Origin of the sequence: Streptomyces sp. SCL15-4 (assembly GCF_033366695.1) — a bacterium.
Lineage (GTDB): Bacteria > Actinomycetota > Actinomycetes > Streptomycetales > Streptomycetaceae > Streptomyces.
On sequence record NZ_JAOBTQ010000001.1, the window covers coordinates 3505097 to 3531924 of the forward strand.

The 26828-nt window shown below is 73.5% G+C and carries 19 protein-coding genes; 6 read left to right on the forward strand and 13 right to left on the reverse strand.

Features of this window, described 5'->3' with window-relative positions; translation table 11 throughout:
- Positions 1 to 51: 51 nt before the first annotated feature.
- From SCK26_RS15045 to SCK26_RS15070, 6 genes are all read right to left on the reverse strand, one after another.
- A complete protein-coding gene (locus SCK26_RS15045) occupies positions 52 to 1665 on the reverse strand; it encodes a succinic semialdehyde dehydrogenase (protein WP_318201836.1) in 1614 nt (537 codons plus the stop codon).
- A gap of 127 nt (positions 1666 to 1792) precedes the next feature.
- On the reverse strand, positions 1793 to 2752 hold the full coding sequence (locus SCK26_RS15050; protein WP_318201837.1) for a serine/threonine-protein kinase: 960 nt from the start codon (positions 2750 to 2752) through the stop codon (positions 1793 to 1795).
- Between the two features lie 48 nt (positions 2753 to 2800).
- Positions 2801 to 4510: a serine/threonine-protein kinase gene (locus SCK26_RS15055; protein WP_318201838.1), complete on the reverse strand. Its 1710-nt coding sequence runs from the start codon at positions 4508 to 4510 to the stop codon at positions 2801 to 2803.
- Positions 4511 to 4631: 121 nt separating this feature from the next.
- Positions 4632 to 6296, reverse strand: coding sequence for a serine/threonine-protein kinase (locus SCK26_RS15060; RefSeq protein WP_318201839.1), 1665 nt, complete (start codon positions 6294 to 6296; stop codon positions 4632 to 4634).
- Between the two features lie 162 nt (positions 6297 to 6458).
- Entirely contained in the window at positions 6459 to 9173 is a 2715-nt protein-coding gene (locus tag SCK26_RS15065; RefSeq protein WP_318201840.1) for a protein kinase, read from the reverse strand.
- A gap of 163 nt (positions 9174 to 9336) precedes the next feature.
- Positions 9337 to 11424: a serine/threonine protein kinase gene (locus SCK26_RS15070; RefSeq protein WP_318201841.1), complete on the reverse strand. Its 2088-nt coding sequence runs from the start codon at positions 11422 to 11424 to the stop codon at positions 9337 to 9339.
- Between the two features lie 170 nt (positions 11425 to 11594).
- Here SCK26_RS15070 and SCK26_RS15075 point away from each other — a divergent pair, with 170 nt between their 5' ends.
- Positions 11595 to 12662 carry a serine hydrolase domain-containing protein gene (locus SCK26_RS15075; protein ID WP_318201842.1) on the forward strand — a complete coding sequence of 356 codons (1068 nt, stop codon included), beginning with the start codon at positions 11595 to 11597 and terminating at the stop codon, positions 12660 to 12662.
- Between the two features lie 90 nt (positions 12663 to 12752).
- Here SCK26_RS15075 and SCK26_RS15080 read toward each other — a convergent pair whose 3' ends face one another.
- On the reverse strand, positions 12753 to 14459 hold the full coding sequence (locus tag SCK26_RS15080) for a glycerol-3-phosphate dehydrogenase/oxidase (protein ID WP_318201843.1): 1707 nt from the start codon (positions 14457 to 14459) through the stop codon (positions 12753 to 12755).
- Between the two features lie 280 nt (positions 14460 to 14739).
- Here SCK26_RS15080 and SCK26_RS15085 point away from each other — a divergent pair, with 280 nt between their 5' ends.
- Positions 14740 to 15948: a nucleotide sugar dehydrogenase gene (locus tag SCK26_RS15085; RefSeq protein WP_318201844.1), complete on the forward strand. Its 1209-nt coding sequence runs from the start codon at positions 14740 to 14742 to the stop codon at positions 15946 to 15948.
- A gap of 370 nt (positions 15949 to 16318) precedes the next feature.
- On the opposite strand, the gene SCK26_RS15090 is transcribed toward SCK26_RS15085, so the two are convergent.
- The 4 genes from SCK26_RS15090 to SCK26_RS15105 form a co-directional block, all read right to left on the reverse strand.
- Positions 16319 to 17443 carry a GuaB3 family IMP dehydrogenase-related protein gene (locus SCK26_RS15090; RefSeq protein ID WP_318201845.1) on the reverse strand — a complete coding sequence of 375 codons (1125 nt, stop codon included), beginning with the start codon at positions 17441 to 17443 and terminating at the stop codon, positions 16319 to 16321.
- A 138-nt stretch (positions 17444 to 17581) separates the two neighbouring features.
- Entirely contained in the window at positions 17582 to 19090 is a 1509-nt protein-coding gene (gene guaB, locus SCK26_RS15095; RefSeq protein ID WP_318201846.1) for an IMP dehydrogenase, read from the reverse strand.
- A 163-nt stretch (positions 19091 to 19253) separates the two neighbouring features.
- Positions 19254 to 19841 carry a sigma-70 family RNA polymerase sigma factor gene (locus tag SCK26_RS15100; RefSeq protein ID WP_014674427.1) on the reverse strand — a complete coding sequence of 196 codons (588 nt, stop codon included), beginning with the start codon at positions 19839 to 19841 and terminating at the stop codon, positions 19254 to 19256.
- A 505-nt stretch (positions 19842 to 20346) separates the two neighbouring features.
- A complete protein-coding gene (locus tag SCK26_RS15105; protein WP_003948568.1) occupies positions 20347 to 20958 on the reverse strand; it encodes a response regulator transcription factor in 612 nt (203 codons plus the stop codon).
- A gap of 381 nt (positions 20959 to 21339) precedes the next feature.
- Here SCK26_RS15105 and SCK26_RS15110 point away from each other — a divergent pair, with 381 nt between their 5' ends.
- Positions 21340 to 21672 carry a WhiB family transcriptional regulator gene (locus SCK26_RS15110; RefSeq protein WP_318201847.1) on the forward strand — a complete coding sequence of 111 codons (333 nt, stop codon included), beginning with the start codon at positions 21340 to 21342 and terminating at the stop codon, positions 21670 to 21672.
- 129 nt (positions 21673 to 21801) lie between these two features.
- Here the strand turns inward: SCK26_RS15110 and SCK26_RS15115 are convergent, their stop codons facing one another.
- Positions 21802 to 22701 carry a LysR family transcriptional regulator gene (locus SCK26_RS15115; protein WP_318201848.1) on the reverse strand — a complete coding sequence of 300 codons (900 nt, stop codon included), beginning with the start codon at positions 22699 to 22701 and terminating at the stop codon, positions 21802 to 21804.
- Positions 22702 to 22782: 81 nt separating this feature from the next.
- Between SCK26_RS15115 and SCK26_RS15120 the strand changes: the two genes are divergently transcribed.
- From SCK26_RS15120 to SCK26_RS15130, 3 genes are all read left to right on the forward strand, one after another.
- Entirely contained in the window at positions 22783 to 23451 is a 669-nt protein-coding gene (locus tag SCK26_RS15120; RefSeq protein WP_318201849.1) for an MOSC domain-containing protein, read from the forward strand.
- A 75-nt stretch (positions 23452 to 23526) separates the two neighbouring features.
- Positions 23527 to 24300, forward strand: a complete 774-nt coding sequence (locus SCK26_RS15125; protein WP_318201850.1) for an SDR family oxidoreductase — start codon at positions 23527 to 23529, stop codon at positions 24298 to 24300.
- A 78-nt stretch (positions 24301 to 24378) separates the two neighbouring features.
- Entirely contained in the window at positions 24379 to 25086 is a 708-nt protein-coding gene (locus SCK26_RS15130; RefSeq protein WP_318201851.1) for an ester cyclase, read from the forward strand.
- Positions 25087 to 25152: 66 nt separating this feature from the next.
- Here SCK26_RS15130 and groL read toward each other — a convergent pair whose 3' ends face one another.
- Positions 25153 to 26778 (reverse strand): chaperonin GroEL, encoded by a 1626-nt coding sequence (gene groL / locus SCK26_RS15135; RefSeq protein WP_318201852.1) that lies wholly within the window; start codon positions 26776 to 26778, stop codon positions 25153 to 25155.
- Positions 26779 to 26828 lie beyond the last annotated feature (50 nt).

Genomic DNA, 26828 nt, shown 5'->3' on the forward strand with positions numbered 1-26828 from the left:
TCGGTGAGAACGGGTGCTTGCGAACGGGTGCTTCTGCGCGGAACGGGGCCTTCAGCGGAACCGGAAGGCCTTCATCAGGCGCAGGCTCGTGCTCATGAACCGGGCGTACGCCTCGTCGTCCATGCCCAGCGAGGGCGCCATCGGCAGCAGCCGCTGCCGGGCGACCGTCTGGGCCTCCGTGTACTTGAGGATGCCCTCGGAGCCGTGGCGGCGGCCGAGGCCGGAGTCCTTCATGCCGCCCATCGGGGACTGGACGCTGCCGTAGGCGGGGGCGTAGCCCTCGTTGACGTTGACGGTGCCGGTGCGCAGGCGGGCCGCGATGTCCCGGCCGCGGCGGGCGTTCGCCGTCCACACGGACGCGTTCAGGCCGTACGGCGTGGCGTTGGCGCGCGCCACGGCCTCGTCGTCGGTGGTGAACCGGTAGACGGAGACGACCGGTCCGAAGGTCTCCTCCTCGCAGACGGCCATGGCGGGCTCGACGCCCTCCAGGATGGTGGGCTCGAAGAAGTACGGGCCGATGTCCGGACGGGCCACCCCGCCCGCGACCACCTTCGCGCCCTTGGCGACGGCCTCCTCGACGTGCCGCTCGACGGTCTCCAGCTGCCGTTCGCCCACCAGCGAGCCCATGTCGGCGCCGTAGGCGAGGGAGTTGCCGAGCCGCATGGCCTTGGTGCGGGCGGCGAACCGCTCCAGGAAGGCGTCGGCGACGGACTCGTGGACGTACAGCCGCTCGATGGAGATGCACAGCTGGCCGGCGGAGGAGAAGCAGGCGCGGACGGCACCGGCGGCGGCCTTCTCGATGTCGGCGTCGTCGAGCACCAGCATGGCGTTCTTGCCGCCGAGTTCGAGGGAGACGCCGACCAGGCGGGAGGCGGCGCCGACGGCGACCTCGCGGCCGGTGCGGGTGGAGCCGGTGAAGGAGACGTAGTCGGCGTGCCGGACCAGTTCGGGGCCGACGACCGGGCCCTCGCCGAGGACGACCTGGAAGACGCCTTCCGGCAGCCCGGCCTCGATCAGCAGGTCCCGCGCCCACAGCGCGGTGAGGCAGGTCTCCGTGTCGGGCTTCATCACCACGGCGTTGCCCGCGACGAAGGCGGGCAGCGCGTCGCCGACGGACAGCTCCAGCGGGTAGTTCCAGGGAGCGATCTGGCCCACGACCCCGCGCGGGTGGCGCAGTTCGGTGACCTTCGTCAGGGCCGGGACGGCACCCGCGTGCCGCTTGGGCCGCAGATAGGCGGCGGCGCGGCGGCCGTAGTGCCGGGCGGCGACGGCGACGGCCTGGACCTCCTCGTGCGCGTGCAGCCGCGCCTTGCCGGTCTCCAGCTGGATCAGGTCCAGGACTTCGGCCTGCCGCTCCAGCACCAGGTCGTGGAAGCGCAGCAGCACGGCGGCGCGCTGCCGTACCGGGGTCGCCGCCCACACGGTCTGGGCGGCGCGGGCCGCCGCGAAGGCGTCGCGGACGTCGTCCGGGGTGGACTCGGGCAGGTCGGCCAGCTTCTCGCCGGTGAACGGGGTGTGGTTCGCGGTACGGCCGGAGCCCGCGACGCCCTTGGTGAGCCGGGCCACCAGCTGCGGGGTGACCACGTCGGCGGCGGTACGGGCGCCCTCGGGAGCGGGCGCGAGCGGGTTGGTACCGGCGATGTCCGGGGCCTGCGTGTCCGTCATGACGCGCAGGGTATGCCGCGGCGCGGCCTTTGTGTACCCGTCGGTAACGCGGATTCACCGACCGCTCACATCCTGCCAGTGATCACTGGCAGGAAATACGCTGATCAGGGCGTTGACGGAGGAACGCTCAGTCGGTTCCGGGTTTTCTCGCCAGCAGCAGGGCGAGCGGGCCCAGGGCGGCGCGACGGCGGGGGGCGGGGTCCGGAGTGCGGGAGTCCGGCGCCGGTTCGGGTACGGCGGCCGGGGCGTCGGGAGCCGGGACCGGTTCCGCCGTGGCGCCCGAGCCGTGGGAGTCCGGCGCCGGTGCCGGCGCGGCGGCCGAAGCGTGGGGCTCGCGCGGTGGCGGTGGTACGGCGGTGAGGCCCGCGCAGTCGCGGAGCGCGGCCTCGGTCCGCGCCGCGTCCGGCCGGGCCGCCGGCTCCTCGGCGTGCAGCCGGTCCAGCAGCGGGCCCAGCGGTCCGGGGTCCGTGTCCCCGACGGCGGTGCGCAGCAGCGCGCCCAGGGACCACAGGTCGGAGGCCGGACCGGCACCGGGCCCCGCCGCCCGCTCGGGGGCCACGAAACCGGCCGGCACCTGCCCGGCGCCGATGCCGAAGTCGGTGAGGACCACGCGTCCGGTGCCGGACTCCAGCCGGACGTTGGCCGGTTTGACGTCCCGGTGCACGATGCCGACGGCGTGGGCGGCACGCAGCGCGCCGAGCACGGCGAGCCCGATCCGCGCGGCCTCGGCGGCCGGCAGCGGCCCGCGCTCCAGCACCTCGCGCAGCGACTCGCCCTCCACCAACTCCATGACGACCCACGGGACCGCGGCCTCGGTGACCACGTCGTACACCGTCACGGCCGCGGGGTGGCGCACCCGGGTGGCGGCGCGGGCCTCGTGGTGGAGCCGGTGGGCGAGGCGCCGGCTCTCCTCGTCGGTGGCCGGATCGCCGGGCAGCAGCGGCTCCTTGAGCGCGACCGGCAGGTGCCGCTGTTCGTCCAGGGCCCGCCAGACGGTGCCGGCCGGGCCGGAGCCGAGGCGTCCGGCCAGCCGGTAACGGCCGCCGATCAGACGTGCGTCGGGCGGGTGTGCGCCGTCTTCGGTCATGTCCCATCAGTACCGTGCGCACGGCACCGCTGTCGAAGCGGACGGCCCTCACCCGCCGGCCGCGAAGGTGTCGACGGCCACGTCGAAGTACTCCCGGGCCTCGCGCACCTTCCCGACCGGCGCCGACACCCACACGTCGTACAGCCGGCCGCCCTCCTCCCAGCACAGGTCGTAGGTGTGCCGCGGGCCCTCCGCCGCGCTGAAGCCGTTCCAGGTGAACTCCCAGAACGCGGCCCGGTGTCCGCGGTGCGTGATCGGGGTGACCCGGCCGTCGTGGTAGCCGGGGTTGTTGTCGGCGCCGGCGGCGGCGGAGCGCTCCAGTACGCCCCGGGGGCCGCCGGGCTGCGGGCCGCCGACCTTGATGCCCAGGCGGAAGGTCTGGTTCGCAGAGAGGTAGAAGACGCGTTCGCCGCGCGCGCTGCGGACGAAGTCCTCGGGGACGGCGAGGGAGAAGCCGGCCGGGTCGCGGGCCGTGCGGTAACCGGAGGGCGCGGTGGGGGCGCCGGTGCCGGGAGGTCCGGTGGTGGTCGGGCCGGTGGCGGTCGGGCCGGGCGTCGTCGGGGGCGGTGTCGTGTCCGTGGCGCCGGTGCCGGTGCGGGTCGCCGGGGTGGTGGCCGTGCCGCCCGGGGTGCCGCCGCCTCCGTCGCCGCTCTGGTGCAGCAGCAGCGTCGCGGCCGACACTCCCGCACCGGCCAGCGCGGCGACGAGCAGCGCCGCCACCAGCACTCCGCGCGGGGCCTGCCGGACCGGTGGCGGCTGCGCCGTCGGCAGGGCGGGGCCGAGCGGCGGCGGCCCGCCGTGGGAAAGGTCCGGCCGGGTCGGCGAGGAGGCCGGGGTCCGGTGCGCAAGGCCGCCGGCGATCCGGTGCAGGCGCCCGGCGCCATGCGTTCCCGGCGCACCCGGGCCGCCCGGCGCGGCCGGCGTGCGGCCGGTCTCCAGGTAGGTCCGCAGCATCCGCTCGGCGTCCGCCGCGCCCAGCCGCCGGTCGGGGTCGCGCTCCAGCAGCCCGAGGACGACGGGCAGCAGCGGCCCGGCCTGGGCCGGCGGGCGGATCTCGTCGGAGACGACGGCGTGCAGGATGCCGCCGAGCGAGTCGCGCCGGAACGGCGACTCACCGCTGAGCACCGTGCACAGCAGCGCGCCCAGCGACCACAAGTCGGACTCCGGCCCGGTGCGCAGCCCCGACATCCGCTCCGGCGCGGTGTACTCGGGCGAGCCCACGAAGGCGCCGGTCTCGGTCAGCGTGGTGGCGCCCTCGACCTGGGCGATGCCGAAGTCGGTGAGGACGACCCGGTCGGTGCCGGACTCGATCAGGACGTTCGCGGGCTTGATGTCCCGGTGCAGCACACCCGCCTCGTGCGCGGTGTGCACCGCGCTCAGCAGGGCGATGCCGATCCGCGCGGCCTCGGCGGCGTCGACCGGGCCGTCCCGGACGATCCGCTCGGCGAGCGAGGGGCCGTCGACCAGCTCCATCACGAGGTACGGCCGGCCGTCGTGTTCCACCACGTCGTGCACGACGATGATGTGCGGATGCCGTAACTGGCAGACCGCGCGGGCCTCGCGGAAGGTACGGTCGCGGCGGCGGCGCGCGTCGTCGTCCGGGAGCGAGTCGTCCGGGAGGAACTCCTTGACCGCCACCTGACGGCCCAGCACCTGGTCTCTCGCCCGCCACACGACGCCCATGCCGCCGCGCCCGACGCGTTCCTCCAGGCGGTAACGGCCCGCGATCAGCCGGAAGCCGGCTCCCTCGGTCCCCATGCGCCCCATCATGCCGCAGCGGGCGCCCGCGTCCTCGAAAACCGGTCGTGGTCCGGGGGCACGCGGATCACCGGTCGGACAGCCGTTCCCGGCGCGCGCGGCGCGGTGCGGGGCGCCGCGCTCAGCGCGGTTCCTGCCAGCCCTGGAGCAGCGCCTTGAACTGCTTGCTGGTCCGGTCCCAGTCCGCGGCGGGCGACGATATGTAGATCACGTACTCGGTGCCGTCGCGCGCTATGTAGGTCTCCTCCGTGGCGCGCCGCAGCCCCGGGAAACCGGAGTCCTTCGCGAGCGCCTTCCAGGTGTACTCCCAGACCGAGCCGCCGAGGTCGCGGTAGACGTTCTTCTCCAGCCGGAGCCGCCGGTAGTCGGCCAGCCGCTCGGCGAGCTGGCCGTCCAGGTCGAGCTGGTGGGAGTAGGCGTCCTTGAAGTCGGGCGAGGTGTCGATGGCGATGCGGACGAAGTGCTCGCCGCCGTCGGGCGTGTAGTCGACCTGCCGGAGGTCGCCGGGCACCCCGACGACCTTCCGCGACCAGCCCTCGGGCAGGTAGACGCTGAAGCCCCACTCGTCGTCGTACCGGCGCCAGGAGGCCGGGATCGTGCCGTCGGTGCCGGGCGTGACGCCGCTGACGGAAGGGGAGGGCGTGGCCGGGCCCCCGCCCGTGACACCGGTCTCCCCGGTGCCGGCGCCCCACTTCTGGACGGCCACCGCGGCGCCGGCGCCGAGCATGGCCGCGACGGCCACGACGAGCGCGAGGGTGCGCAGCCGGCGGCGGGGCCGGGCCGGAGCCGGAGCACCGGCCGCCCCGGGCCCCACGGCCGTGGGACCGGTGGCGGAGCCGGTCGCGCCCGCCGGGACTCCGGGGAGGGTGCCGCCGGCCGGGTGACCGGTGGGGCCGTAGCCCGGGCCGGCCGGTCCGGGAGTACCGAGGTGCGCGGCCTGGGTCGGCAGGAACTCCTGTGCGGTGCGCGGCCTGCGGCCCTCCGCCGCCTCGGCGAGCATCTGCTCCGCCTCCTCGACGCTCGGCCGGTCGGCCGGGTCCTTGCGCAGCAGGGCGGCGATGACCGGTCCGAGCGGACCGGCCTGGCGAGGCTCCTCCGTGTCCTCCTCGACGATCGCCTGCATGGTGCTCAGCGGCGAGGTCCGGCGGAACGGCGAGCGCCCCTCGACCGCCGTGTACAGCGTGGCGCCGAGCGCCCACAGGTCGGAGGCCGGGCCCGGGTCGTGGCCGCGCACGCGCTCGGGGGCCAGGTAGTCGACGGAGCCCACGACCTCGCCGGTGCGGGTGATGGTGGAGTCGCCTTCTATCTGGGCGATGCCGAAGTCGGTCAGCAGCACCCGGCGGTCCGTGCCGAGCAGGACGTTGCCGGGCTTGACGTCCCGGTGCAGCACACCGGCGGCGTGCGCCGCGCGCAGCGCCCGGAGCACCCACAGCCCGATCCGCGCGGCCTCCGCCGGCTCCACGCGGCCGTGCTGCTTGACCACGTCGGCCAGCGAGTCGCCCTCGACCAGCTCCATCACGATCCAGGGCCGGCCGTCGTGTTCGAGGACGTCGTGCACGGTGACGACCGCGGAGTGGTTGATGCGCGCGGCGGCCCGCGCCTCGGCGCGGGTACGGGCGAGCAGCACGGCCCGGTCGCCGTCGGCGACGTAGAGCGAGGCGGTCAACTCCTTGACGGCGACCATCCGGTGCAGCACCTCGTCGTGAGCGCGCCACACCCGGCCCATGCCGCCGCTGCCGATGGAGTCGGCGAGCCGGTAGCGGCCTGCTATGAGCAGACCCTGCATCTGATTCACGTTGCCCCGCAATGCTTTTGACAGGGCCAGACTAAGGACCGGCCCCCACCCAGGGAACCGGCGGGGTGCTCCGGTGACAGCACTGTGACGATGGTCATTTCCGCGCGAGAGGGCGAACCGGACGGTCGCGTACCGCCCTTGGGCACGTGGTGCTCAGCCCGTGTGGCGGTACGTCGCCACGGCCTGCTCGTACAGCCGCGACACCTCGTCCCGTTCGCCCTCCGGTCCGCGCACCTGGACGACGTGGTAACGGCCGTTCAGCAACAGCGCCATGTTCCGTACGAACCGGTCCCGTCCCTGCCCGTCGGTCCAGGTGAACTGGCCCTCGGCCATGGTCCGTCCGCCGACCTCGGTGGTCCGCAGCCCGGTGGCCGTGGCCCAGCTGGAGTCGCGGTACGGCTGGAGTTCCCGCTCCTTGTCCCGCTGGTAGACCATCGGGTCACCGCCGTAGACGGAGGCGCTGTCCCGGCCCGGTACGACGATCAGCTCGAACTCGCCGTGAGCGTAGACCACCTGGCCGCCGGCGTTCCTCGGGGTGCGGCCCCAGCCCTCGGCGACGGCGACCCGGAACCCGGCGGCGTCCTTGCGCAGCGTGAATCCGTCGGGCACGGAGGGGTCCTGGCCGGTCTGGGTCTCGGTCGCGGGCGCGGAGGAGCCCTCGGCCGGCGCGCTCTGCCCGGCGGGGGGCTGCCGGGTGTGCCCGGGCAGCGGGCTCGTCCGCCCGGCGCTGCCGGTGCGGTCCCCGCCGGTCTCCTGCTTGGGCAGGAAGAACATCGCGTACGCGATCCCGCCCGCGAGCAGGAGCAGCACCAGCAGGAGCAGGGTCCGGCCCAGGCTGCGCGGCGAACCGGCGCCTTCCCGGACCCGCTTGTGCCGGCCGTGCGGGTGGGCGACGGGCAGTCCGGCGCGGCGCCGGCGCACCAGCTCGCCCCGGCGCCGCACGATCGGCAGCCGGCTCGGGTCGGCGGGCGGCACGGGAACGACCCGGCTGCCGGCCTCCGGCTCCGGCGCGGACCGCACCAGGGAGCGCAGCCAGCCGCTCAGCTCCTCCACGTCCGGCCGCTCGGTGGGGTCCTGACGCAGCAGCGACTCCACGACCGGGCGCAGCGGCCCGCACTCCTCGGCGAAGGCGGGCGGCTCGGCGCACACCAGCTGCACCAGCTCGGCCGTGGACTCCTCCGGGTACGGCGCGTGCCCCTGTACGGCCCGGAAGAGCAGCGCGCCCAGCGCCCACAGGTCGGTGGCCGGGCCGATCGGCGCGGCCAGCTGCCAGTTCTCGTGCACGGGCCCGGCCTGTTCCGGCGCCCACCGTTCGGTCACCGGTCCCACCACGGTCATCCGCACCTGCCGCGCCCGCTCGGCGGCCAGCGCGGTACCGGGCCCCCGGCGGACGGGGCCGGAGGTGTCCCAGGCGGAGTCCGAGGGACGGGCGGGCACCGGCTCCGGGGGACGGCCGGGGCCGTAGGGGCGGACGGGGGCGAGGTCGGCGCGGGACGTGGACCCACCGGAACCGGCGCCCGCACCGGAGCCACGGCCGGGCTCGACGGCACGGCCGAAGGCGCGGGCGGAGTCGGGGCCGGGGCCGGAGGAGTCCGGGGCCGGCCGGTCGGGGGTGTCGGACGGGGACCTGGGCGTGTCGTGGGCCTGGGACGGGACTCGGCCGGGCCGTGACTGTGCCGGGGGCAGGACCGGCCGTTGCGTGGCGCCGTCCTCCAGGGCCTGTGGGGCGGCGCCGGGCCAGGGGGCGCCGCGTACGCCGTACGGGTCGGCTATCCGGCCGGGCGGCACCGCGCCGCGCGAGTCCGAGGGGTACGGCGGCCGTGCCGTGCCGCCGGCCCGGTCCGCGCCGGTGTCGCTGTCGTCGCCGTCGGCGGGCGGGCGGGCAGCGGGCAGGGCGGGGCGCAGGCCGGGCCGGGCTTCGTGCACCCGGGCGGCGGCACGGGCGCCCGCCCGGTACGCGGCGATGGCCCCGGTCCGCGCCGCCCGGACATCGGTCCCGGTCTCCAGAGCCGGCTGCCCGGCCCCGCCGGACACCTCGTGCGCACCCGGCACCGCCGGCCCTCCGGCCGCCCGGGCCTGGATGGCGGCCCGCCGCGCGGCCTCGGGATCGGCCTCCGCCACACCACCGGGACCGGCGGGACCGGCCGGCATCCCGGTGTCGTCCGTGTCCGCTCCCGGTGTTCCCGGCTGCCCGGCCGGACCGGTGCCGTAGGTCTCCCCCGCGTCGTCACCGACCGCCTCGTCGTCGGGGACCGGCACCGGGTCGTACCCGCAGAGCGCCTCCTCCGCCGCGCCGGCCGCGAGGCCGGTCAGCACCACCCGGCCGTCGTCGCAGACCAGGACCGTACGGACGGTGAGGTTGCGGTGCACCCAGCCATGGGCGTGCAGCACCCGGAGCGCCATGAGCACGTCGGATGCGACCTCGGCCGCGCGGTACGGCGTGAGCGGCCGCTCGGTGAGCAGGGCGGCCAGCGGACGCGCGGCCACCAGTTCGCTGACGATCCACAGGGACCCGCCCTCGGCGAACACGTCGAAGACCTGGTCCAGGCGCGGGTGGTCGGGGACGCGGGCCGCCGCCTGCGCGGCCTCGACGGCGCGCCGCACCGCCGGATCGGCGGGTCGCCGGGTGGCGGCCCGGGTCTCCGCGGCCCGCCGGAACGGACGCTCGCGCGCGGTGAACCCCTCGGGCAGCCCCTCGGCGTCCAGCACCTCGGCCTCGACGACCTCCGGCAACGGGACCTGGCGGATGAGGACTTCCTGGCCGCTGTAGGTGTCGAAGGCGCGGATCTCGGTGAACTCGTAGGCGTCGGACGGCGGCAGCGGCAGGCGGTAGCGGTCGGCGAGCACCCGACCCGCGTAGTCGTCCACTGTGCCTCCCTCGGCCGCCCGGCTGGTCATGTCCGTTCGCGTCACCGCCCGTTGCGCACGCGGCTGCGGCTGCGTACGGTCCGCGACCCTTCACGATACGTGCCGGAGGCAACCCGCACGGCGCAGATGACGGATTCCCGGACGCCGAACCGGTATGCGCTCTCTACGACTTGGGCGTGAACGACTTCGTCAGCGTCTTCCAGGTGTCCTTGCGCAGGTCGCCGTGCCAGTCGGCGTCCTTCGCGGTGTACATCAGCGCGTAGCCGAGGTGGTCGTTCACCACGAACCCACGGTCGATGGTCCGGAACCTGGTGCCGCCGTCGACGTAGGTGAACTCCCAGTCGGCCGTGTTCCAGCCGCGGTACCCCACCTTTTCGATGCGGACCTTGTGGTACTGGGAGCGCACCATGTACCGCTCCTGGTTCCGCCAGTCCGCCACCGGGTCGTCCTTGGGCGTACCGGTCCAGGCGACGAGCAGCTTCTGCCCGCGGGGCCCGGTGTAACGGTCGCCGGCGGCCCCGTTGGACTGGTACTTCCACCCCTTGGGCAGTCCGATCGAGTAGCCCTGCCCGCCCTTGCGGGTGCTCTCGACCGGCGCGCTCCCGCCGTCCTTGCCACCGGACGCGTCCGGGTCGCCGGAGTCGCCGGCGGACGGGCTCGCGGTGGTGTCCGCGGCGGGACCGGTGGCGGTGGACGCCGCACTCGCGCCGTCCGTCCGCGCCCCGCTCTCCGTGTCCCCGGCCGCGTCCTTGTCCCGCTTGGCGGTCGCGTCGGCGCCGGCGGCGGGCTTGGCCCCGCTGTTCTTGCCGTCCTCTCCGCTGTCGGTCAGGGCGAAGGCCAGCACGGTGCCGAGCACCGCGAGCACGACCACGGCGACGATGATCACCAGCGTGCGCCTGGGCACCACATCGGTCAGCGGCGCCTTCGGCACCGGCCGCGGCGGCAGGTCCGGCGGCGGCACCACGGGCCAGCCGGAACCGGCCCGGTCAGCACTGGTGTTCGGCCTGACGGCACCACCGCGCATGCCTGCGGCGCCCGTCCGCGCACCGCCGGAAGAACCGCCGGCACCAGGACGCACACCGCCGAAAGAACTGCTGGCACCGGGCCGCGCACCGCCGGCGACGGCACTCCCGGCGCCCGGCAGCGCGCCGGGAGCGGGCGGCGCGGGCGGCACGGGCGGCGCGGACGGCGCGGACGGCGCGGACGGCGCGCTCCCGCTCTTGGTCCGCGCGGTCGCGGCGCCGGTGGCGGCTCCCGCCGCCTTGCGCACCGACCGCAGCGCGCCGCGCAGCTTCTCGCCGGCCTCCTCGCCCCGCTTGCCGTCCGGACCGCCGGGCTGGACCGGCAGCGGAACCACCCGGGTGGCGTCCATCGCCTCCGGCTCGGGCGCGTGGATCACCGCGTTGAGCATGGCCCGGGCCCCGGCGTCGTCGAGCCGCTTGGCCGGGTCCTTGGTCAGCAGGCCGTAGAGGACGTCCCGCAGCGGTCCGGCGTTCCTGGGCTCCTCCAGCGGCTCGGTCATCACCGCGGTGAGCGTGGCGATCGCCGAGCCCTTGTCGTAGGGCGGCGTGCCCTCGACCGCCGCGTACAGCAGACCGCCGAGCGACCACAGGTCGGCCGCCGGTCCGGGCTTGTGACCGCGGGCGCGCTCCGGGGAGATGTAGGAAGGGGCGCCGACGAGCATGCCGGTGGAGGTGATGGACGGGTCGCCCTCGACCTGCGCGATGCCGAAGTCGGTGAGCACGACCCGGCCGTCCTCGGCGATGAGCACGTTGGACGGCTTCACGTCCCGGTGCAGGATGCCCTCGCGGTGCGCGGAGCGCAGCACGTCCAGGATGGCGAGCCCCACCTCGGCGGCGCGCTTCGGCTTGAGCACCCCGTCCTCGCGGATGACCTCGGCCAGGGACTTGCCCTCGACCAGCTCCATGACGATCCAGGGCCGGTCGTCCTCGTCGACCACGTCGAAGACCGTCACCGCGCTGTTGTTGCGGATCCGGGCGATCGCCTTGGCCTCGCGCAGGGTGCGCGTGATCAGGCGCCGCTTCTCCTCCTCGTCGATGTTCGACGGGAACCGCAGTTCCTTGACGGCGACCGTCCGGCCGAGGGTCTCGTCCTCGGCGCGCCAGACCGTGCCCATACCGCCGCGGCCCAGCACGTCCCCCAGCCGGTACCGCCCGGCGAGGAGACGCCGCTCGCTCTTGTCCTGACGAGTCTCCTGACGAGATGAACCCGCCCGCTCCGCCTCCGACATGCGTCCCCTCATACAACCCGCCCTGACAGAGCCTCCATTGTCTCTCACCCGACAAGTGCCCGACGCCCAGGGTGCCCCTGGCCGGGCCCCGCCGTCCCCGCTCCGCGCGCCCTCTTGAAGCAGGTGTTCCGCTTACCGGGATGATGGGCCGCAAGAGGGGAGGAACCGGTATGCCGACGCTTCGGACAGTCCTGTCCATACCGGTGTCGCTGGTGCTGCTGCTCGCCCCGGCGGCCCTCCAGGACGCCTCCCCGCACACCGTTCCCGCCGTGGCCACGGACGCGGTCCTGCCGTTGCTCGTCGGCGACGGCGGGGCGCCCGCGGCGGCCCTGCTGACCCGGGACGGCGACGGCGGCCGAGCGCGCCTGCGGTACGCGTCGGCCGGCCGGGGCATCTCCCGCGCCGACCACTTCCGCGCCGGCAGCATCACCAAGACCTTCCTCGCGACGGTCGTGCTCCAGCTGGCCGAGGAGCACCGGCTCTCCCTGTCCGACACCGTCGAGCGGCACCTGCCGGGACTGCTGCGCGGGCGCGGCACCGACGGCCGGCGCATCACCCTGCGCGCCCTGCTCACCCACACCAGCGGGCTGGCCGACTTCACCGAAGCCACCGGAGGCGTCGTACCCCTGACCCCGCTTCAGGCCGTGCGCATCGCCTGCTCCCTCCCTCCGGCCCGTCCGGGCCGCTACTTCTACTCCAACACCAACTACGTCCTGCTCGGCCTGGTCGTCGGCGAGGTCACCGGTCACTCCTACGCCACCGAGACCGAGCACCGTGTCATCGCTCCGCTGGGTCTGACGGGCACCTCCTTTCCCGGGTCCCGGAGGTCGCTGCCCTCGCCGCACGGCCGCGCCTACGCGGCCGACGGTTCCGATGTCACCGAGCTGGACCCGCGCGTGGCCGGCGCGGCGGGCGAGCTGGTGACCACACTGGCCGACCTGGACCGCTTCTACGCGGCCCTGCTCGGCGGCCGGCTGCTGCCCGCGCGACGGCTGCGCGAGATGCTGGACACCCGTGCCGCACACGGCGCGTACGGCATGGGCCTGAAGCCGGTGGAACTGCCGTGCGGCACCACCGTGTGGGGACACAGCGGCCGGATCTCCGGCAGCTACGTGCGCAGCGCGGCCACCGCCGACGGCCGGCGTGTCCTCACCTTCCGGGTGAACACGGACGCGATCGCGGATCCCCGCCTCGATGCGGCCCTGCTCGCCGCGGAGTTCTGCCCTCGCACCCGGTAGAACGCCCGGGGTTCGAGCGGAGATCCCAAAATCGGCCACTCGTTCGAGTGAACGTCGGCCGCTCCGCCACCGGACCGGAACGGCGGCGGCCTACAGCGGCACGATGTCCGGCGCTCCCAGCCTGGCCGCGTCCGCCGTCTGGTCGTCCGGCTGGAGCTGGGACTCGCGCTCGGCCTCCACCCGCTTCTCGTAGTGCTCGACCTCGCGCGCTATCCGGTCCGCGTCCCAGCCGAGAACCGGTGCCATCAGCTCGGCCGCCTCCCGGGCACTGCGGGTGCCGCGGTCGAAGGTCTCGATGGAGATGCGGGTGCGGCGGGTGAGGACGTCGTCGAGGTGCCGGGCGCCCTCGTGCGAGGCGGCGTACACCACCTCGGCGCGCAGGTAGTCGTCGGCGGCGTGCAGCGGCTCGCCGAGCGCGGGGTCGGCGGCGATGAGCTCCAGGACCTCCTCGGCCAGCGAGCCGTACCGGTTCAGCAGGTGCTCCACGCGCACCACGTGCAGTCCGGTGCGGGCGGCGATCCGCGCCCGCGCGTTCCACAGCGCCTGGTAGCCCTCCGCACCGAGCAGCGGGGTCTCCTCGGTGACGCAGTCGGCCACGCGCATGTCGAGGCCGTGCACCGCCTCGTCGACGGCGTCCTTGGCCATCACCCGGTACGTCGTGTACTTGCCGCCGGCCACGACCACCAGCCCCGGCGCCGGGTGGGCGACCGTGTGCTCGCGGGAGAGCTTGCTGGTGGCGTCGGACTCCCCGGCCAGCAGCGGACGCAGCCCGGCGTACACCCCCTGCACGTCGTCGCGGCCGAGCGGCACGGCCAGCACCGAGTTGACGTGCTCCAGCAGGTAGTCGATGTCGGCGCTGGACGCGGCCGGGTGGGCCTTGTCCAGGTCCCAGTCGGTGTCGGTGGTGCCGATGATCCAGTGCCGGCCCCAGGGAATGACGAACAGGACGGACTTCTCGGTGCGCAGGATCAGGCCGGTGGTGGAGTGGACGCGGTCCTTGGGCACGACCAGGTGGATGCCCTTGGAGGCGCGGACGTGGAACTGCCCGCGCTCGCCCACCATCGCCTGGGTGTCGTCGGTCCACACGCCGGTGGCGTTGACGACCTGCTGGGCGCGGATCTCGTACTCCCCGCCGCCCTCCACGTCCCGCACCCGGGCGCCCACGACCCGCTCGCCCTCGCGCAGGAACCCGGTCACGCGCGCGCGGTTGGCGACTTTCGCGCCGTACGACGCCGCCGTGCGCACCAGCGTGGCCACGAAGCGGGCGTCGTCCATCTGGGCGTCGTAGTACTGCAGGGCGCCGACCAGCGCGTCCTTCTTCAGGCAGGGGGCCACGCGCAGGGCGTGACGGCGGGTCAGGTGGCGGTGCATGGGCAGGCCCCGGCCGTGGCCGCGGGCCATCGACATCGCGTCGTACAGCGCGACACCCGAGCCCGCGTACAGCCGCTCCCAGCCCTTGTGCTGGAGCGGGTACAGGAACGGCACCGGCTTGACCAGGTGCGGGGCGAGGCGCTCCAGCAGCAGGCCGCGCTCCTTGAGGGCCTCGCGGACCAGGGCGAAGTCGAGCATCTCCAGATAGCGCAGGCCGCCGTGGATGAGCTTGCTGGACCGGCTGGAGGTGCCGGACGCCCAGTCCCGGGCCTCGACCAGACCCGTCGACAGGCCGCGGGTGACCGCGTCCAGCGCGGTGCCGGCGCCGACCACGCCGGCGCCGACCACCAGCACGTCCAGCTCGCGTTCCGCCATCGCCGCCAGTGCCTCGGCGCGCTGCGCCGGCCCCAGTGTCGCTGTCCTCACCGCTGCCTCCCGCTGTCGCTGACTCGCACGCGTCGGCCGCACCCGATGGGCGTAGCCCCGCTCATGCCCTCCTCATGCCCAAATGATGACCGCGATGCGCGGCCTCAGCCACCACGGGCTCCCCACCTGTGGACAACTCGCGCACAACCATCGGAAGACACACAAACACAATCACACATAACGGTCATATGTGTACCTAGTCTGTCAGTGCGCTCGCTCATGCTGTCCACAGCGGTTGCGCACCTGTCCCGCTTCGGCTACTGGGAAGGACGGCCCACGCATGCCCGCAGACCTCGCCGTCATCGGACTCGGCCCCTACGGACTGCCGCTCGCCCAGGCCGCCGTCGCCGCCGGCGTCCGCACCGCCGGCTACTCCACCGGCCCCGAGGCGGGCCCGCTCAGCCCCGCCGAGCTGCGCCGGATGCACTCCGCCGGCTTCCGGCTCGCCACCGACCCGGCCCAGCTCGGCCGGGTGCGCACCGCGGTGATCTGCGCGCCCACCCCGCGCGGCGCCGACGGCGGCCTCGACCTCGGCCAGGTCGAGGCCGCCGCCCGCACCCTGGCCGGGCACCTGCGCCCGCACACCACCGTCATCCTGGAGTCGCCGGTGCTGCCCGGGACCACGGAGGAGTTCCTGCGCCCGCTGCTGGAGGACGGCTCCGGCCTGCGCGCCGGCCGCGACTTCCACCTCGCCTACTCCCCCAGCCGCGTCGACCCCGGCAGCCGCGGCCACACGCCCACCGGCACCCCGAGGGTCATCGGCGGCCTCACCCCGGCCTGCACCGAGTCCGCCGCCGCGTTCTACGGCCGGCTCACCGACAAGGTGGTCCGCGCGCGCGGGCTGCGCGAGGCGGAGACCGTGCAGCTGCTGGAGACCAACTACCGGCACGTGAACATCGCGCTGGTCAACGAGATGGCCGTGCTCTGCCACGAGCTGGGCGTGGACCTGTGGGACGTCATCCGCTGCGCGGAGACCAAGCCGTTCGGCTTCCAGGCGTTCCGGCCCGGTCCCGGTGTCGGCGGGCACGGCGCCGCACAGGACCTGACCGGGCACGCGACCCGCACCCTGCGCATGGTGGAGCTGGCCCAGCAGGTCAACAGCCGGATGCCCCGGTACGTCGTCCAGCGCGCCGCCACGCTCCTGAACGAGCACGGCAAGTCCGCGCGCGGGGCCCGGGTACTGCTGCTCGGCGTCACCTACAAGCCCGACCTCGCCGACCTCCAGGGCACGCCGGCGCGCGAGATCGCCGTCCGGCTGATGGAGTTCGGCGCGTGCGTGAGCTACCACGACCCGTACGTGCCCGCCTGGAACGTCCTGGACCGCCCGGTCCCGCGCGCGGACTCCCTCTACGAGGCCGCGGCCGACGCCGACCTCACGATCCTGCTCCAGCACCACCGCACCTACGACTTGCAGGGCCTGTCGGTGAAGGCCCAGCTCCTCCTCGACACCCGGGGCGCCACACCCACGGGGGCGGCGCACCGGTTGTGAAGGGGGGCGCGCGGAGGTGCGGGGGCCGGGGACCGGTGGCGCCGGGAATTCCCCGCCGGTACCTTGGGCACAGGCGGAGCCCACCGCAGCGGCCACTGCGGCAGGCTCCTGGATGGATCACGGAGTATCCACCCCTATCTCTCATAGGGGTGGCCGCTCACCATCCGAAAATCCGCAAAATCCACCTCCTCCGGAACTTCACCAGCCACAGCTGCGTGCGGTCCCGGCGGTTGGGCTTGCGGTGACGGCCCATGGGCGCGCCCCCTTTCGCGCAGTGCGCCCCCGGGTGGAGTGGACCGGGACATGCGAAAGGGCCGGTCGTCCGCTCGGGACGACCGGCCCTCGGGGTGTCGCGGGGACCGCTCGGCGGTTACCGCCGGTGCTGGCTGTCCGCCACCGTCACCTCGACCCGCTGGAACTCCTTCAGCTCGCTGTAGCCCGTGGTGGCCATGGCGCGGCGCAGGGCGCCGAAGAAGTTCATGGAGCCGTCCGGCGTGTGGGACGGACCGGTGAGGATCTCCTCGATCGTGCCGACCGTGCCGAGGCCGACCTTCTTGCCGCGGGGCAGCTCCTCGTTGACCGCCTCCATGCCCCAGTGGTGGCCCTTGCCGGGCGCGTCCGTGGCACGGGCCAGCGGGGAGCCCATCATGACGGCGTCGGCGCCGCAGGCGATCGCCTTGGGCAGGTCGCCGGACCAGCCGACACCGCCGTCCGCGATCACGTGCACGTACCGGCCGCCGGACTCGTCCATGTAGTCCCGGCGGGCCGCGGCCACGTCGGCGACGGCCGTCGCCATCGGGACCTGGATGCCGAGGACGTTGCGCGTGGTGTGCGCGGCGCCGCCGCCGAAGCCGACCAGCACGCCGGCCGCACCGGTGCGCATCAGGTGCAGCGCGGCGGTGTACGTGGCGCAGCCGCCCACGATCACCGGGACGTCCAGTTCGTAGATGAACTGCTTGAGGTTCAGCGGCTCGTGCGAGGACGACACGTGCTCCGCCGACACCGTCGTGCCCCGGATCACGAAGATGTCCACGCCCGCGTCCACGACCGCCTTGGAGAACTGGGCGGTGCGCTGCGGGGAGAGCGCGGCGGCGGTGACCACACCGGAGTCGCGCACCTCCTTGATGCGGGCGCCGATCAGCTCCTCCTTGATCGGCGCCGCGTAGATCTCCTGGAGACGGCGGGTCGCCCGGTCGGCGGGCAGCTCGGCGATCTCGTCCAGCAGCGGCTGCGGGTCCTCGTGGCGCGTCCACAGACCCTCGAGGTTCAGCACGCCGAGGCCGCCCAGCTCGCCGATGCGGATCGCGGTGGCCGGGGAGACCACGGAGTCCATGGGGGCGGCCAGGAACGGCAGCTCGAAGCGGTAGGCGTCGATCTGCCAGGCGATCGAGACCTCCTTCGGGTCCCGCGTACGGCGGCTGGGGACGACGGCGATGTCGTCGAAGGCGTACGCCCGGCGGCCGCGCTTGCCGCGCCCGATCTCGATCTCAGTCACGTCTTGGCCTTTCCCTGATGCGTTTCAGCGTCTTCCAGTATCGCCGACGGCTGGGACGGCGACCCCCCACTCGCGCGGCGAGGGCGGCCCCGGAGTCGTCCGGAGCCGCCCTCGAAGAGCCTCACGCGTGCGCGCGCGTCACTTCTTGCCGCTGTAGTTCGGTGCCTCGACCGTCATCTGGATGTCGTGCGGGTGGCTCTCCTTCAGGCCCGCCGAGGTGATCCGCACGAACCGGCCGTTGGCCTGCAGCTCGGGCACGGTCCTGCCGCCGACGTAGAACATCGACTGGCGCAGGCCGCCGACCAGCTGGTGGACGACGGAGGACAGCGGGCCGCGGTAGGGCACCTGGCCCTCGATGCCCTCGGGGATCAGCTGCTCGTCGGAGGCGACGCCCTCCTGGAAGTAGCGGTCCTTGGAGAACGACCTGCGGTCGCCGCGGGTCTGCATGGCGCCGAGCGAGCCCATGCCGCGGTACGACTTGAACTGCTTGCCGTTGATGAACAGCAGCTCGCCCGGGGACTCCTCGCAGCCCGCGAGCAGCGAGCCGAGCATCACCGTGTCGGCGCCCGCGACCAGGGCCTTGGCGATGTCGCCGGAGTACTGCAGACCGCCGTCGCCGATCACCGGGACACCGGCGTCCTTGGCGGCGAGCGCGGCCTCGTAGATCGCGGTGACCTGCGGCACGCCGACGCCGGCGACGACGCGGGTGGTGCAGATGGAGCCGGGGCCGACGCCGACCTTGATGCCGTCGGCGCCCGCGTCGACCAGCGCCTGCGCGCCGTCGCGGGTGGCGACGTTGCCGCCGATGACGTCGACGCCGGAGGAGTTCGACTTGATCTTGGCGATCATGTCGCCGACCAGCCGGGAGTGACCGTGCGCGGTGTCCACGACGATGAAGTCGACACCGGCCTCGATCAGGGCCTGGGCGCGCTCGAAGGCGTCGCCGGCCACGCCGACCGCCGCGCCGACCAGCAGGCGGCCCTCGGCGTCCTTGGCGGCGTTCGGGTACTTCTCCGCCTTGACGAAGTCCTTGACGGTGATCAGGCCCTTGAGGACACCGCCGTCGTCGACCAGCGGCAGCTTCTCGATCTTGTGCTTGCGCAGCAGCTCCATGGCCTCCGGGCCGGAGATGCCGACCTTGCCGGTGACCAGCGGCATCGGGGTCATGACCTCGCGCACGCGGCGGCTGCGGTCGCTCTCGAAGGCCATGTCACGGTTGGTGACGATGCCGAGGAGCTTCTTGTCGCCGTCGGTCACCGGGACACCGCTGATGCGGAACTTGGCGCACAGCGCGTCGGCCTCGGCGAGCGTGGCCTCCGGGTGGATGGTGATCGGGTCGGTCACCATGCCGGACTCGGAGCGCTTCACCAGGTCGACCTGGTTGGCCTGGTCCTCGATGGACAGGTTGCGGTGCAGGACGCCGACACCGCCCTGGCGGGCCATCGCGATCGCCATGCGGGACTCGGTCACCTTGTCCATGGCGGCGGACAGCAGCGGGATGTTGACCCGCACGTTACGGGAGACGTACGAGGCGGTGTCGATCTCGTCGGGTGCCATGTCCGACGGGCCCGGCAGCAGCAGCACGTCGTCGTAGGTCAGCCCGAGTGTCGCGAATTTCCCGGGCACTCCGTCGACGTTGGCAGTCATGACACCTTCCCCAAATGGCCTTGATCGGTGCGGATGTCCATGCTAACGGGAAGCGTCGCTAGCAAATTCCACGGTAAGGGCTCGCTACCGGCTTCGTATCTTCGTACGAAACCATCGGTGCGGGTGTGCGGCGGCGGAGCTACGGCGGCTCCCTCCAGGGGGGTTACTGCTCGGCGAGCGCCCTGAGGCGGCTCAGCGCCCGGTGCTGGGCCACGCGGACCGCGCCGGGTGACATTCCCAACATCTGTCCCGTCTCCTCCGCGGTCAAGCCCACGGCGATGCGCAGCAGAAGCAGTTCGCGCTGGTTCTCCGGCAGGTTGGCCAGCAGCTTCTTGGCCCACTCGGCATCGCTGCTGAGCAGGGCGCGCTCCTCCGGGCCGAGCGAGTCGTCGGGCCGCTCGGGCATCTCGTCGGACGGAACGGCCGTCGACCCCGGGTGGCGCATGGCGGCGCGCTGGAGGTCGGCGACCTTGTGGGAGGCGATGGCGAAGACGAACGCCTCGAAGGGGCGGCCGGTGTCGCGGTAGCGGGGCAGCGCCAAGAGGACCGCGACGCAGACCTCCTGGGCGAGGTCCTCCACGAAGTGGCGGGCGTCGCCGGGGAGCCGGGACAGCCGGGTGCGGCAGTAGCGCAGCGCCAGCGGGTGGACCCGGGCGAGCAGATCGTGCGTGGCCTGCTCGTCCCCGTCGACGGCACGATGCACGAGCGCACCGATCGCCCCATGGGCCGTGCCCGCCTCGTCGTCGCGCATCGGTCCATGGTGCCCTGTGGCCGTGCGGTCCGTCGCATCGTGCTGGTGGTTGTGCACCGAAGCGTTATGAGCAGGTGCGCCGGCACTCATCCCCTGCGCCCTCCCCTTCCGCTCGACCGACTCGTCCCCGAGAGACTCCACATCTCAAGGATGCGGCATCCGCGCCGAAACGAGCAGCGCGCGTCCGGCGGGCCGCCTTGCGCGCGCCGTTCCAAGAGGGCCCGGCTGGACGTACGGCGACCGGTCGGGCCACGCCATGCCCACGGCGCCGACGTGCGCCGGAGCACCTGCGTGGACTCCCGCACGCCGGGGCGTACGACGGCGCGTACGACCGGTCACGCACCGACCTCGAATGTGTGCGGCGACACCCGGAGCGGCCCTGTCACCGCACCGGAGGACGGCGACGCACGCCCGCCGGACGTACGCCGTCCGCGCCGCCGCGGACCGGCAGGGGCGCCCCGGCCCGCCCCGGCCCTCAGGCCGGGGTCGCCCGGAGCGGAGGGCGTTACCGGACCAGGCCCCAGCGGAACCCGAGGGCCACCGCGTGGGCGCGGTCCGAGGCGCCCAGTTTCTTGAACAGGCGGCGGGCGTGCGTCTTGACCGTGTCCTCGGAGAGGAACAGCTCCCGCCCGATCTCGGCGTTGGAACGGCCGTGGCTCATGCCCTCCAGCACCTGGATCTCGCGCGCGGTGAGCGTGGGCGCCGCGCCCATCTCCGCCGAGCGCAGCCGGCGCGGGGCGAGCCGCCAGGTCGGGTCGGCGAGCGCCTGTGTCACCGTGGCCCGCAGCTCCGCGCGCGAGGCGTCCTTGTGCAGGTAGCCACGGGCGCCGGCGGCGACCGCGAGGGCCACGCCGTCCAGGTCCTCGGCGACGGTGAGCATGATGATGCGCGCGCCCGGATCGGCGGACAGCAGCCGGCGCACGGTCTCGACGCCGCCCAGGCCGGGCATGCGTACGTCCATCAGGATGAGGTCGGAGCGGTCGGCGCCCCAGCGGCGGAGGACTTCCTCGCCGTTGGCCGCCGTCGTCACACGCTCGACACCGGGCACGGTCGCGACCGCGCGGCGGAGCGCTTCTCGGGCAAGCGGGGAGTCGTCGCAGACGAGGACGGATGTCATGACCGCCCTCCGCAGCTGATGCGCGTCACCTTGAGCCTCCAGGCTGGTACGGAATCGTCACCTGTGCGGTCGACCGTCTCGGACGCCTGCCCGAGCGCTTGTTCTTTCAACCGCCTCCGCACTCTCAACGACGGTCACTCGAAAGAGTTACGGGGCCGCGTGCCGTCTTCGGCACTCTATGTGAGGGGACCGACACGGTGCCGACATGCCCGGCGGACTCTCAACTTTTCATCACAACCTATGACCCATTTGGCCCCTTTTCTTCCCGCTTCGTAGTGTCTGGGGCTAGATTCGCAATGAGTCATATTTTCATCTCCTTAGACCGGAGATGTACGGTCGTTGGCACCGTACCCGCCCAGATCGGCGACAAGGGGTCACGTAATGGCAGATTTCTCCCGCCTTCCCGGACCGAACGCGGACCTGTGGGACTGGCAGCTGCTGGCTGCCTGCCGCGGCGTGGACAGCTCGCTCTTCTTCCACCCGGAGGGCGAGCGCGGGGCGGCTCGGAGCGCTCGCGAGAACTCGGCCAAGGAGGTCTGCATGAGGTGCCCGGTCCGCGCGGAGTGCGCGGCGCACGCGCTGGCGGTGCGCGAACCGTACGGCGTCTGGGGCGGCCTGACCGAGGACGAGCGCGAGGAGTTGATGGGGCGGGCACGCAACCGGCTGGTGACGGCCTCCTCCGGCACCAGCGGGGACACCGCTCAGGACCACTGAAGGAACGTTTCAGCAATCAGAATCCGCCCCTCGGGTGCCTCCGCCCGCGACCCGGGGGCCGGCCCGCACGGGGGCACGACGCGCGCGTGCCGTGACGCCGGCGCCGCAGGCCGCCGCGCGCCCGGTCCGCTACATCCGCCCGGCCGCCCGCGCCAGCTGCTCCAGTGTCGCCGCCACGGCCGGCACCTGGGCCAGGTCGGGCAGGGTCAGGGCGACGATCTCGCGCCGCACCGCCGGTTCCAGCCGTACCGCGCGCACGCCTCGCGGCCGTACCGACTCCACGGCCAGCCGGGGCAGCACGGCGACCCCGAGGCCCGCGCCGACCAGGCCGACCACGGCGGGGTAGTCGTCGGTGGCGAAGTCGATGCGCGGGGTGAAGCCGGCCCCTTCACAGACCTCGACCAGCTGACCGCGGCAGCGCGGGCAGCCCGCGATCCACGGTTCCTGGGCCAGTTCACCGATGGCGACGGTCTCCGCCCGCGCGAGCCGGTGCCGTTCGGGCACCAGGGCGACCAGGCGGTCCGTCAGCAGGGGCCGTACGACGAGGTCGTCCCACTCCTCGGCGACCGCGGCCCCCTCGTAGCGGAAGGCCAGGGCGAGGTCGCAGTCGCCTTCCCGCAGCAGCGCCACGGACTTCGGGGGCTCGGCCTCCTCCAGGGAGACGCGGGTGCCGGGGTGGGCGGCGCGCAGGGCGGCCAGGGCCGTGGGGACCAGTGTGGAGCTGCCGCTCGGGAAGGAGACCAGCCGGACCCGGCCCGCGCGCAGGCCGGCGATGGCGGCGACCTCCTCTTCGGCTGCGGTGAGCCCGGCGAGGATGCCGGAGGCGTGCCGGACGAGGGCCTCCCCGGCCTGGGTGAGGCGCATCTCGCGTCCGTTGCGGACCAGCAGCGGGGTGCCGACCGAGGCCTCCAGGGCCTTCATCTGCTGGCTGACGGCGGGCTGGGTGCAGCCCAGTTCGCGTCCGGCCGCCGAGAAGGAGCCGGTGGCGGCGACGGCGCGCAGGACGCGGAGATGACGGGCCTCGATCACCTGTCGAGCATAAGGCAACCTTTGGGTGGTGTGCCCGATAACGCTTCGCCGCTTTGGGCGTCGATCGCTTAGCGTGCTGGGATGAAGCTTCTCTCCGTCAATCTGGGCCGTCCCCGGCCCGTGCCGTACACCAGCCAGCCGGACGGTCTGACCGGCATCCACAAGCAGCCGGCCGAGGGGCCGGTACGGGTGGCGGCGCCGGGTCCGAAGGGGGTCGGCGCGAGCGGGCTGGCCGGGGACGCGGTGTGCGACACGCGCCACCACGGCGGGGACGACCAGGCGGTGTACGCGTACGCCCGCGAGGACCTGGACGCCTGGGCGCGGGGACTCGGCCGGCCGCTGGCCAACGGCTGTTTCGGCGAGAACCTGACGACGGACGGCCTGGACGTCTCCGGGGCGCTGATCGGCGAGCGCTGGCGGATCGGCGCGCGGGTGGTGCTGGAGGTGACCGCGGGCCGCATCCCGTGCGCCACGTTCCAGGGCCACATGGGCGAGCGCGGCTGGATCAAGAGGTTCACACGGAAGGGCGCGACGGGTGCCTACCTCCGGGTGATCGTGCCGGGTGAGATCCGCTCGGGCGACCCGGTGGAGATCGTGCACCGGCCGGACCACGGGGTGACGGCGGAGATGCAGTTCCGGGCGGTGACCACCGAGCGGGAGCTGCTGCCCCGGCTGCTCGCGGCGGGCGAGGCGCTGCACTCCCAGGCGCTGGCGAGGGCCCGCGCGTACGTGGCGGAGCAGCAGGCCTGAGCGGTCGCCGGCGGCCCGGGACCGGGCGGCGCGCGGTCAGCGGAGGCTGTCGGTCCGGGTCACTACCCTTGGGCCATGACAACGGCTCTGATTACGGGATCGACCGCGGGGATCGGCGCCGCGTTCGCGCGGCGGCTGGCGGCTGACGGGCAGGACCTGGTGCTGGTGGCCCGGGACGCCGGGCGGCTGCGCGAACAGGCGACGGAACTGCACGACCGGCACGGCGTCGAGGTGGAGGTGCTGCCCGCCGACCTCTCCCTGGACGAGGGCATCGAGGCGGTGGCCGGCCGGCTCGGCGACCGGAAGAACCCGGTCGACCTGCTGATCAACAACGCCGGCTTCGGCAACAAGGGCCGCTATCTGGACGTGTCGATGGCGGACGAGCTGCGGATGCTGAAGGTGCACTGCGAGGCGGTGCTGCGGCTGACGTCGGCGGCGGCCGGCGCGATGCGCGAGCGCGGCCGGGGCGGGGTGGTGAACGTCGCCTCGGTGGCCGCTTTCGTGCCGCGCGGGACCTACGGCGCGTCGAAGTCGTGGGTCGTGCAGTTCACCCAGGGCGCGGCGCGGGACCTGGCGGGCAGCGGGGTCCGGCTGATGGCGCTGTGCCCGGGGTTCGTGCGTACCGAGTTCCACCAGCGGGCGGGAATGGGCACGGACAACATCCCCGGCTGGCTGTGGCTGGACGCCGACAAGCTGGTCGCGGCGGCCCTGGCCGACCTGGCGCGCGGCAGGACGCTGTCGATCCCGGACCCCCGGTACAAGGCGCTGATGGGCCTGGTGAAGGTGACGCCGCGCGGGCTGCTCGGCGGGATCAGCTCCCGTACGGGACGGAAGTACGGGCCGCGGTAGGCGCGCGGGTGGCGCGGCCGTCCCGGTGGGAAAATGGGCGGGACGGTTACCGGACCAAGGGGGGCCGGAGGCGGCGCCATGACCTTCGTACAGCTCATCGAGTGCAGGACGGGCCGGCTGGAGGAGCTGGACCGGCTGATGGACGACTGGCTCCGGCGGACCGACGGGAGGCGGACGGCGACGCACGCGGTGGTGGGCCGGGACCGCGCGGACGCGTCGCACGTGGTGGAGGTGGTGGAGTTCGCGTCGTACGAGGACGCGAGGCGGAACTCGGACCTCCCGGAGACGGAGCGGGTCTTCCGGGACCTGGCGGCGCTGTGCGACGAGCGGCCGAGGTTCACCGGTCTGGACGTCGTACGGGACGAACGCCTGGCGGAGCCCGTCGTGCGCCGGTTCTTCGAGGCGCTGGGCAGCGCGGGCGAGCTGCCGCCGCTGAACGACCTGCTGGACGAGGACGTCCACAGCCGCGATCCGATGAACCCGCAGGACACCGTCGGGCTGGATCACGCGCGCGCCGAGTTCCGGATGTGGCGCGCCGCCTTCGACTTCGCGTTCACGGTCGAGGACGTGTTCGCCGAGGGCGACCGGGCCTGCGCCCGCTGGTCCTGGCGCGGCACGCACCGGGGCGACTTCCTGGGCATCGCGCCCACCGGCCGGCAGGTCGCCATGACCGGAATGACACTGTTCCGCTTCGGCACCGCCGGAAAGATCACCGAGCTGTGGTGGCAGCACGACCAGCTGGGGCTGATGCAGCAGCTGGGTGCGCTGGACGAGCTGGAGCGGTAGGCGGACAGGGCGAAGGCCCGGCACCCCCTCGGCGGGGTGCCGGGCCTTCGCTCAGAAGCGCTTGCCTCAGTGGGCGTGGCCGTGGCTGTGGCCCGCGGCGGCCGGCTCTTCCTCTTCCTTCTTCTCGACGACCAGGGTCTCGGTCGTGAGCAGCAGGGAGGCGATGGAGGCGGCGTTCTCCAGGGCGGAGCGGGTGACCTTGACCGGGTCGATGACGCCGGCCTTGATCAGGTCGCCGTACTCGCCGGTGGCGGCGTTGTAGCCCTGGCCCTTGTCCAGGTCCTTGACCTTGGACACGATGACGTAGCCCTCCTGGCCGGCGTTCTCGCCGATCCAGCGCAGCGGCTCGACCACGGCGTTGCGGACCACGGCGACACCGGTGGCCTCGTCGCCGGTCTTGTCGAGGTTGCCCTCGAGGACCTTGGAGGCGTGGACCAGAGCGGAGCCACCACCGGAGACGATGCCCTCCTCGACCGCGGCGCGGGTCGCGGAGATGGCGTCCTCCAGACGGTGCTTCTTCTCCTTCAGCTCCACCTCGGTGGCGGCGCCGACCTTGATCACGCACACGCCGCCGGCCAGCTTCGCGAGGCGCTCCTGGAGCTTCTCGCGGTCCCAGTCGGAGTCGGTGTTCTCGATCTCGGCCTTGATCTGGGCGACGCGGCCCTGCACGTCCTCGGACTTGCCGGCGCCGTCGACGATCGTGGTGTCGTCCTTGGTGACGGTGACGCGGCGGGCGGAGCCGAGCACGTCGAGGCCGACCTGGTCGATCTTGAGACCGACCTCCTCGGAGATGACGGTGGCGCCGGTGAGGACGGCCATGTCCTGGAGCATCGCCTTGCGGCGGTCGCCGAAGCCGGGGGCCTTCACCGCGACGGCGTTGAAGGTGCCGCGGATCTTGTTGACGACCAGGGTCGACAGGGCCTCGCCCTCGACGTCCTCGGCGATGATCAGCAGCGGCTTGGAGGCACCGGCCTGGATGACCTTCTCCAGCAGCGGCAGGAGGTCCGCGATGGCGGAGATCTTGCCCTGCGTGATCAGGATGTACGGCTCGTCGAGGACGGCCTCCATGCGCTCCTGGTCCGTCACGAAGTACGGCGACAGGTAGCCCTTGTCGAAGGCCATGCCCTCGGTGAAGTCCAGCTCCAGACCGAAGGTGTTGGACTCCTCGACGGTGATGACACCGTCCTTGCCGACCTTGTCCATCGCCTCGGCGATCAGCTCGCCGACCTGCTGGTCCTGGGCGGACAGCGCGGCGACGGCGGCGATGTCGGACTTCTCGTCGATCGGGCGCGCGGTGGCGAGCAGCTCGTCGGAGACGGCCTTGACCGCGGCGTCGATGCCCTTCTTCAGGGCGGCCGGGGAGGCACCGGCGGCGACGTTCTTCAGGCCCTCGCGGACGAGCGCCTGGGCGAGCACGGTGGCGGTGGTGGTGCCGTCACCCGCGATGTCGTTGGTCTTGGTCGCCACCTCCTTCACCAGCTGGGCGCCGAGGTTCTCGTACGGGTCCTCGATCTCCACCTCGCGGGCGATCGTGACACCGTCGTTGGTGATGGTGGGGGCGCCGAACTTCTTGTCGATGACGACGTTGCGGCCGCGGGGGCCGATCGTCACCTTGACGGTGTCGGCAAGCTTGTTGACGCCGCGCTCAAGGGCGCGACGGGCGTCCTCGTCGAACTTCAGGATCTTCGCCATGACAGCGGGAGCCCTCTCGGAATTCTGTAGGTGAAAAACGCCGCGCCCCG

Excerpts from the sequence above, each read along its gene's own strand:
- SCK26_RS15045 (WP_318201836.1), bottom strand. The coding sequence starts at position 1,665 with ATGACGGACACGCAGGCCCCGGACATCGCCGGTACCAACCCGCTCGCG.
- SCK26_RS15050 (WP_318201837.1), bottom strand. The coding sequence starts at position 2,752 with ATGACCGAAGACGGCGCACACCCGCCCGACGCACGTCTGATCGGCGGC.
- SCK26_RS15055 (WP_318201838.1), bottom strand. The coding sequence starts at position 4,510 with ATGGGGACCGAGGGAGCCGGCTTCCGGCTGATCGCGGGCCGTTACCGC.
- SCK26_RS15060 (WP_318201839.1), bottom strand. The coding sequence starts at position 6,296 with ATGCAGGGTCTGCTCATAGCAGGCCGCTACCGGCTCGCCGACTCCATC.
- SCK26_RS15070 (WP_318201841.1), bottom strand. The coding sequence starts at position 11,424 with ATGTCGGAGGCGGAGCGGGCGGGTTCATCTCGTCAGGAGACTCGTCAG.
- SCK26_RS15075 (WP_318201842.1), top strand. The coding sequence starts at position 11,595 with ATGCCGACGCTTCGGACAGTCCTGTCCATACCGGTGTCGCTGGTGCTG.
- SCK26_RS15085 (WP_318201844.1), top strand. The coding sequence starts at position 14,740 with ATGCCCGCAGACCTCGCCGTCATCGGACTCGGCCCCTACGGACTGCCG.
- guaB (WP_318201846.1), bottom strand. The coding sequence starts at position 19,090 with ATGACTGCCAACGTCGACGGAGTGCCCGGGAAATTCGCGACACTCGGG.
- SCK26_RS15100 (WP_014674427.1), bottom strand. The coding sequence starts at position 19,841 with ATGCGCGACGACGAGGCGGGCACGGCCCATGGGGCGATCGGTGCGCTC.
- SCK26_RS15105 (WP_003948568.1), bottom strand. The coding sequence starts at position 20,958 with ATGACATCCGTCCTCGTCTGCGACGACTCCCCGCTTGCCCGAGAAGCG.
- SCK26_RS15110 (WP_318201847.1), top strand. The coding sequence starts at position 21,340 with ATGGCAGATTTCTCCCGCCTTCCCGGACCGAACGCGGACCTGTGGGAC.
- SCK26_RS15120 (WP_318201849.1), top strand. The coding sequence starts at position 22,783 with ATGAAGCTTCTCTCCGTCAATCTGGGCCGTCCCCGGCCCGTGCCGTAC.
- SCK26_RS15125 (WP_318201850.1), top strand. The coding sequence starts at position 23,527 with ATGACAACGGCTCTGATTACGGGATCGACCGCGGGGATCGGCGCCGCG.
- SCK26_RS15130 (WP_318201851.1), top strand. The coding sequence starts at position 24,379 with ATGACCTTCGTACAGCTCATCGAGTGCAGGACGGGCCGGCTGGAGGAG.
- groL (WP_318201852.1), bottom strand. The coding sequence starts at position 26,778 with ATGGCGAAGATCCTGAAGTTCGACGAGGACGCCCGTCGCGCCCTTGAG.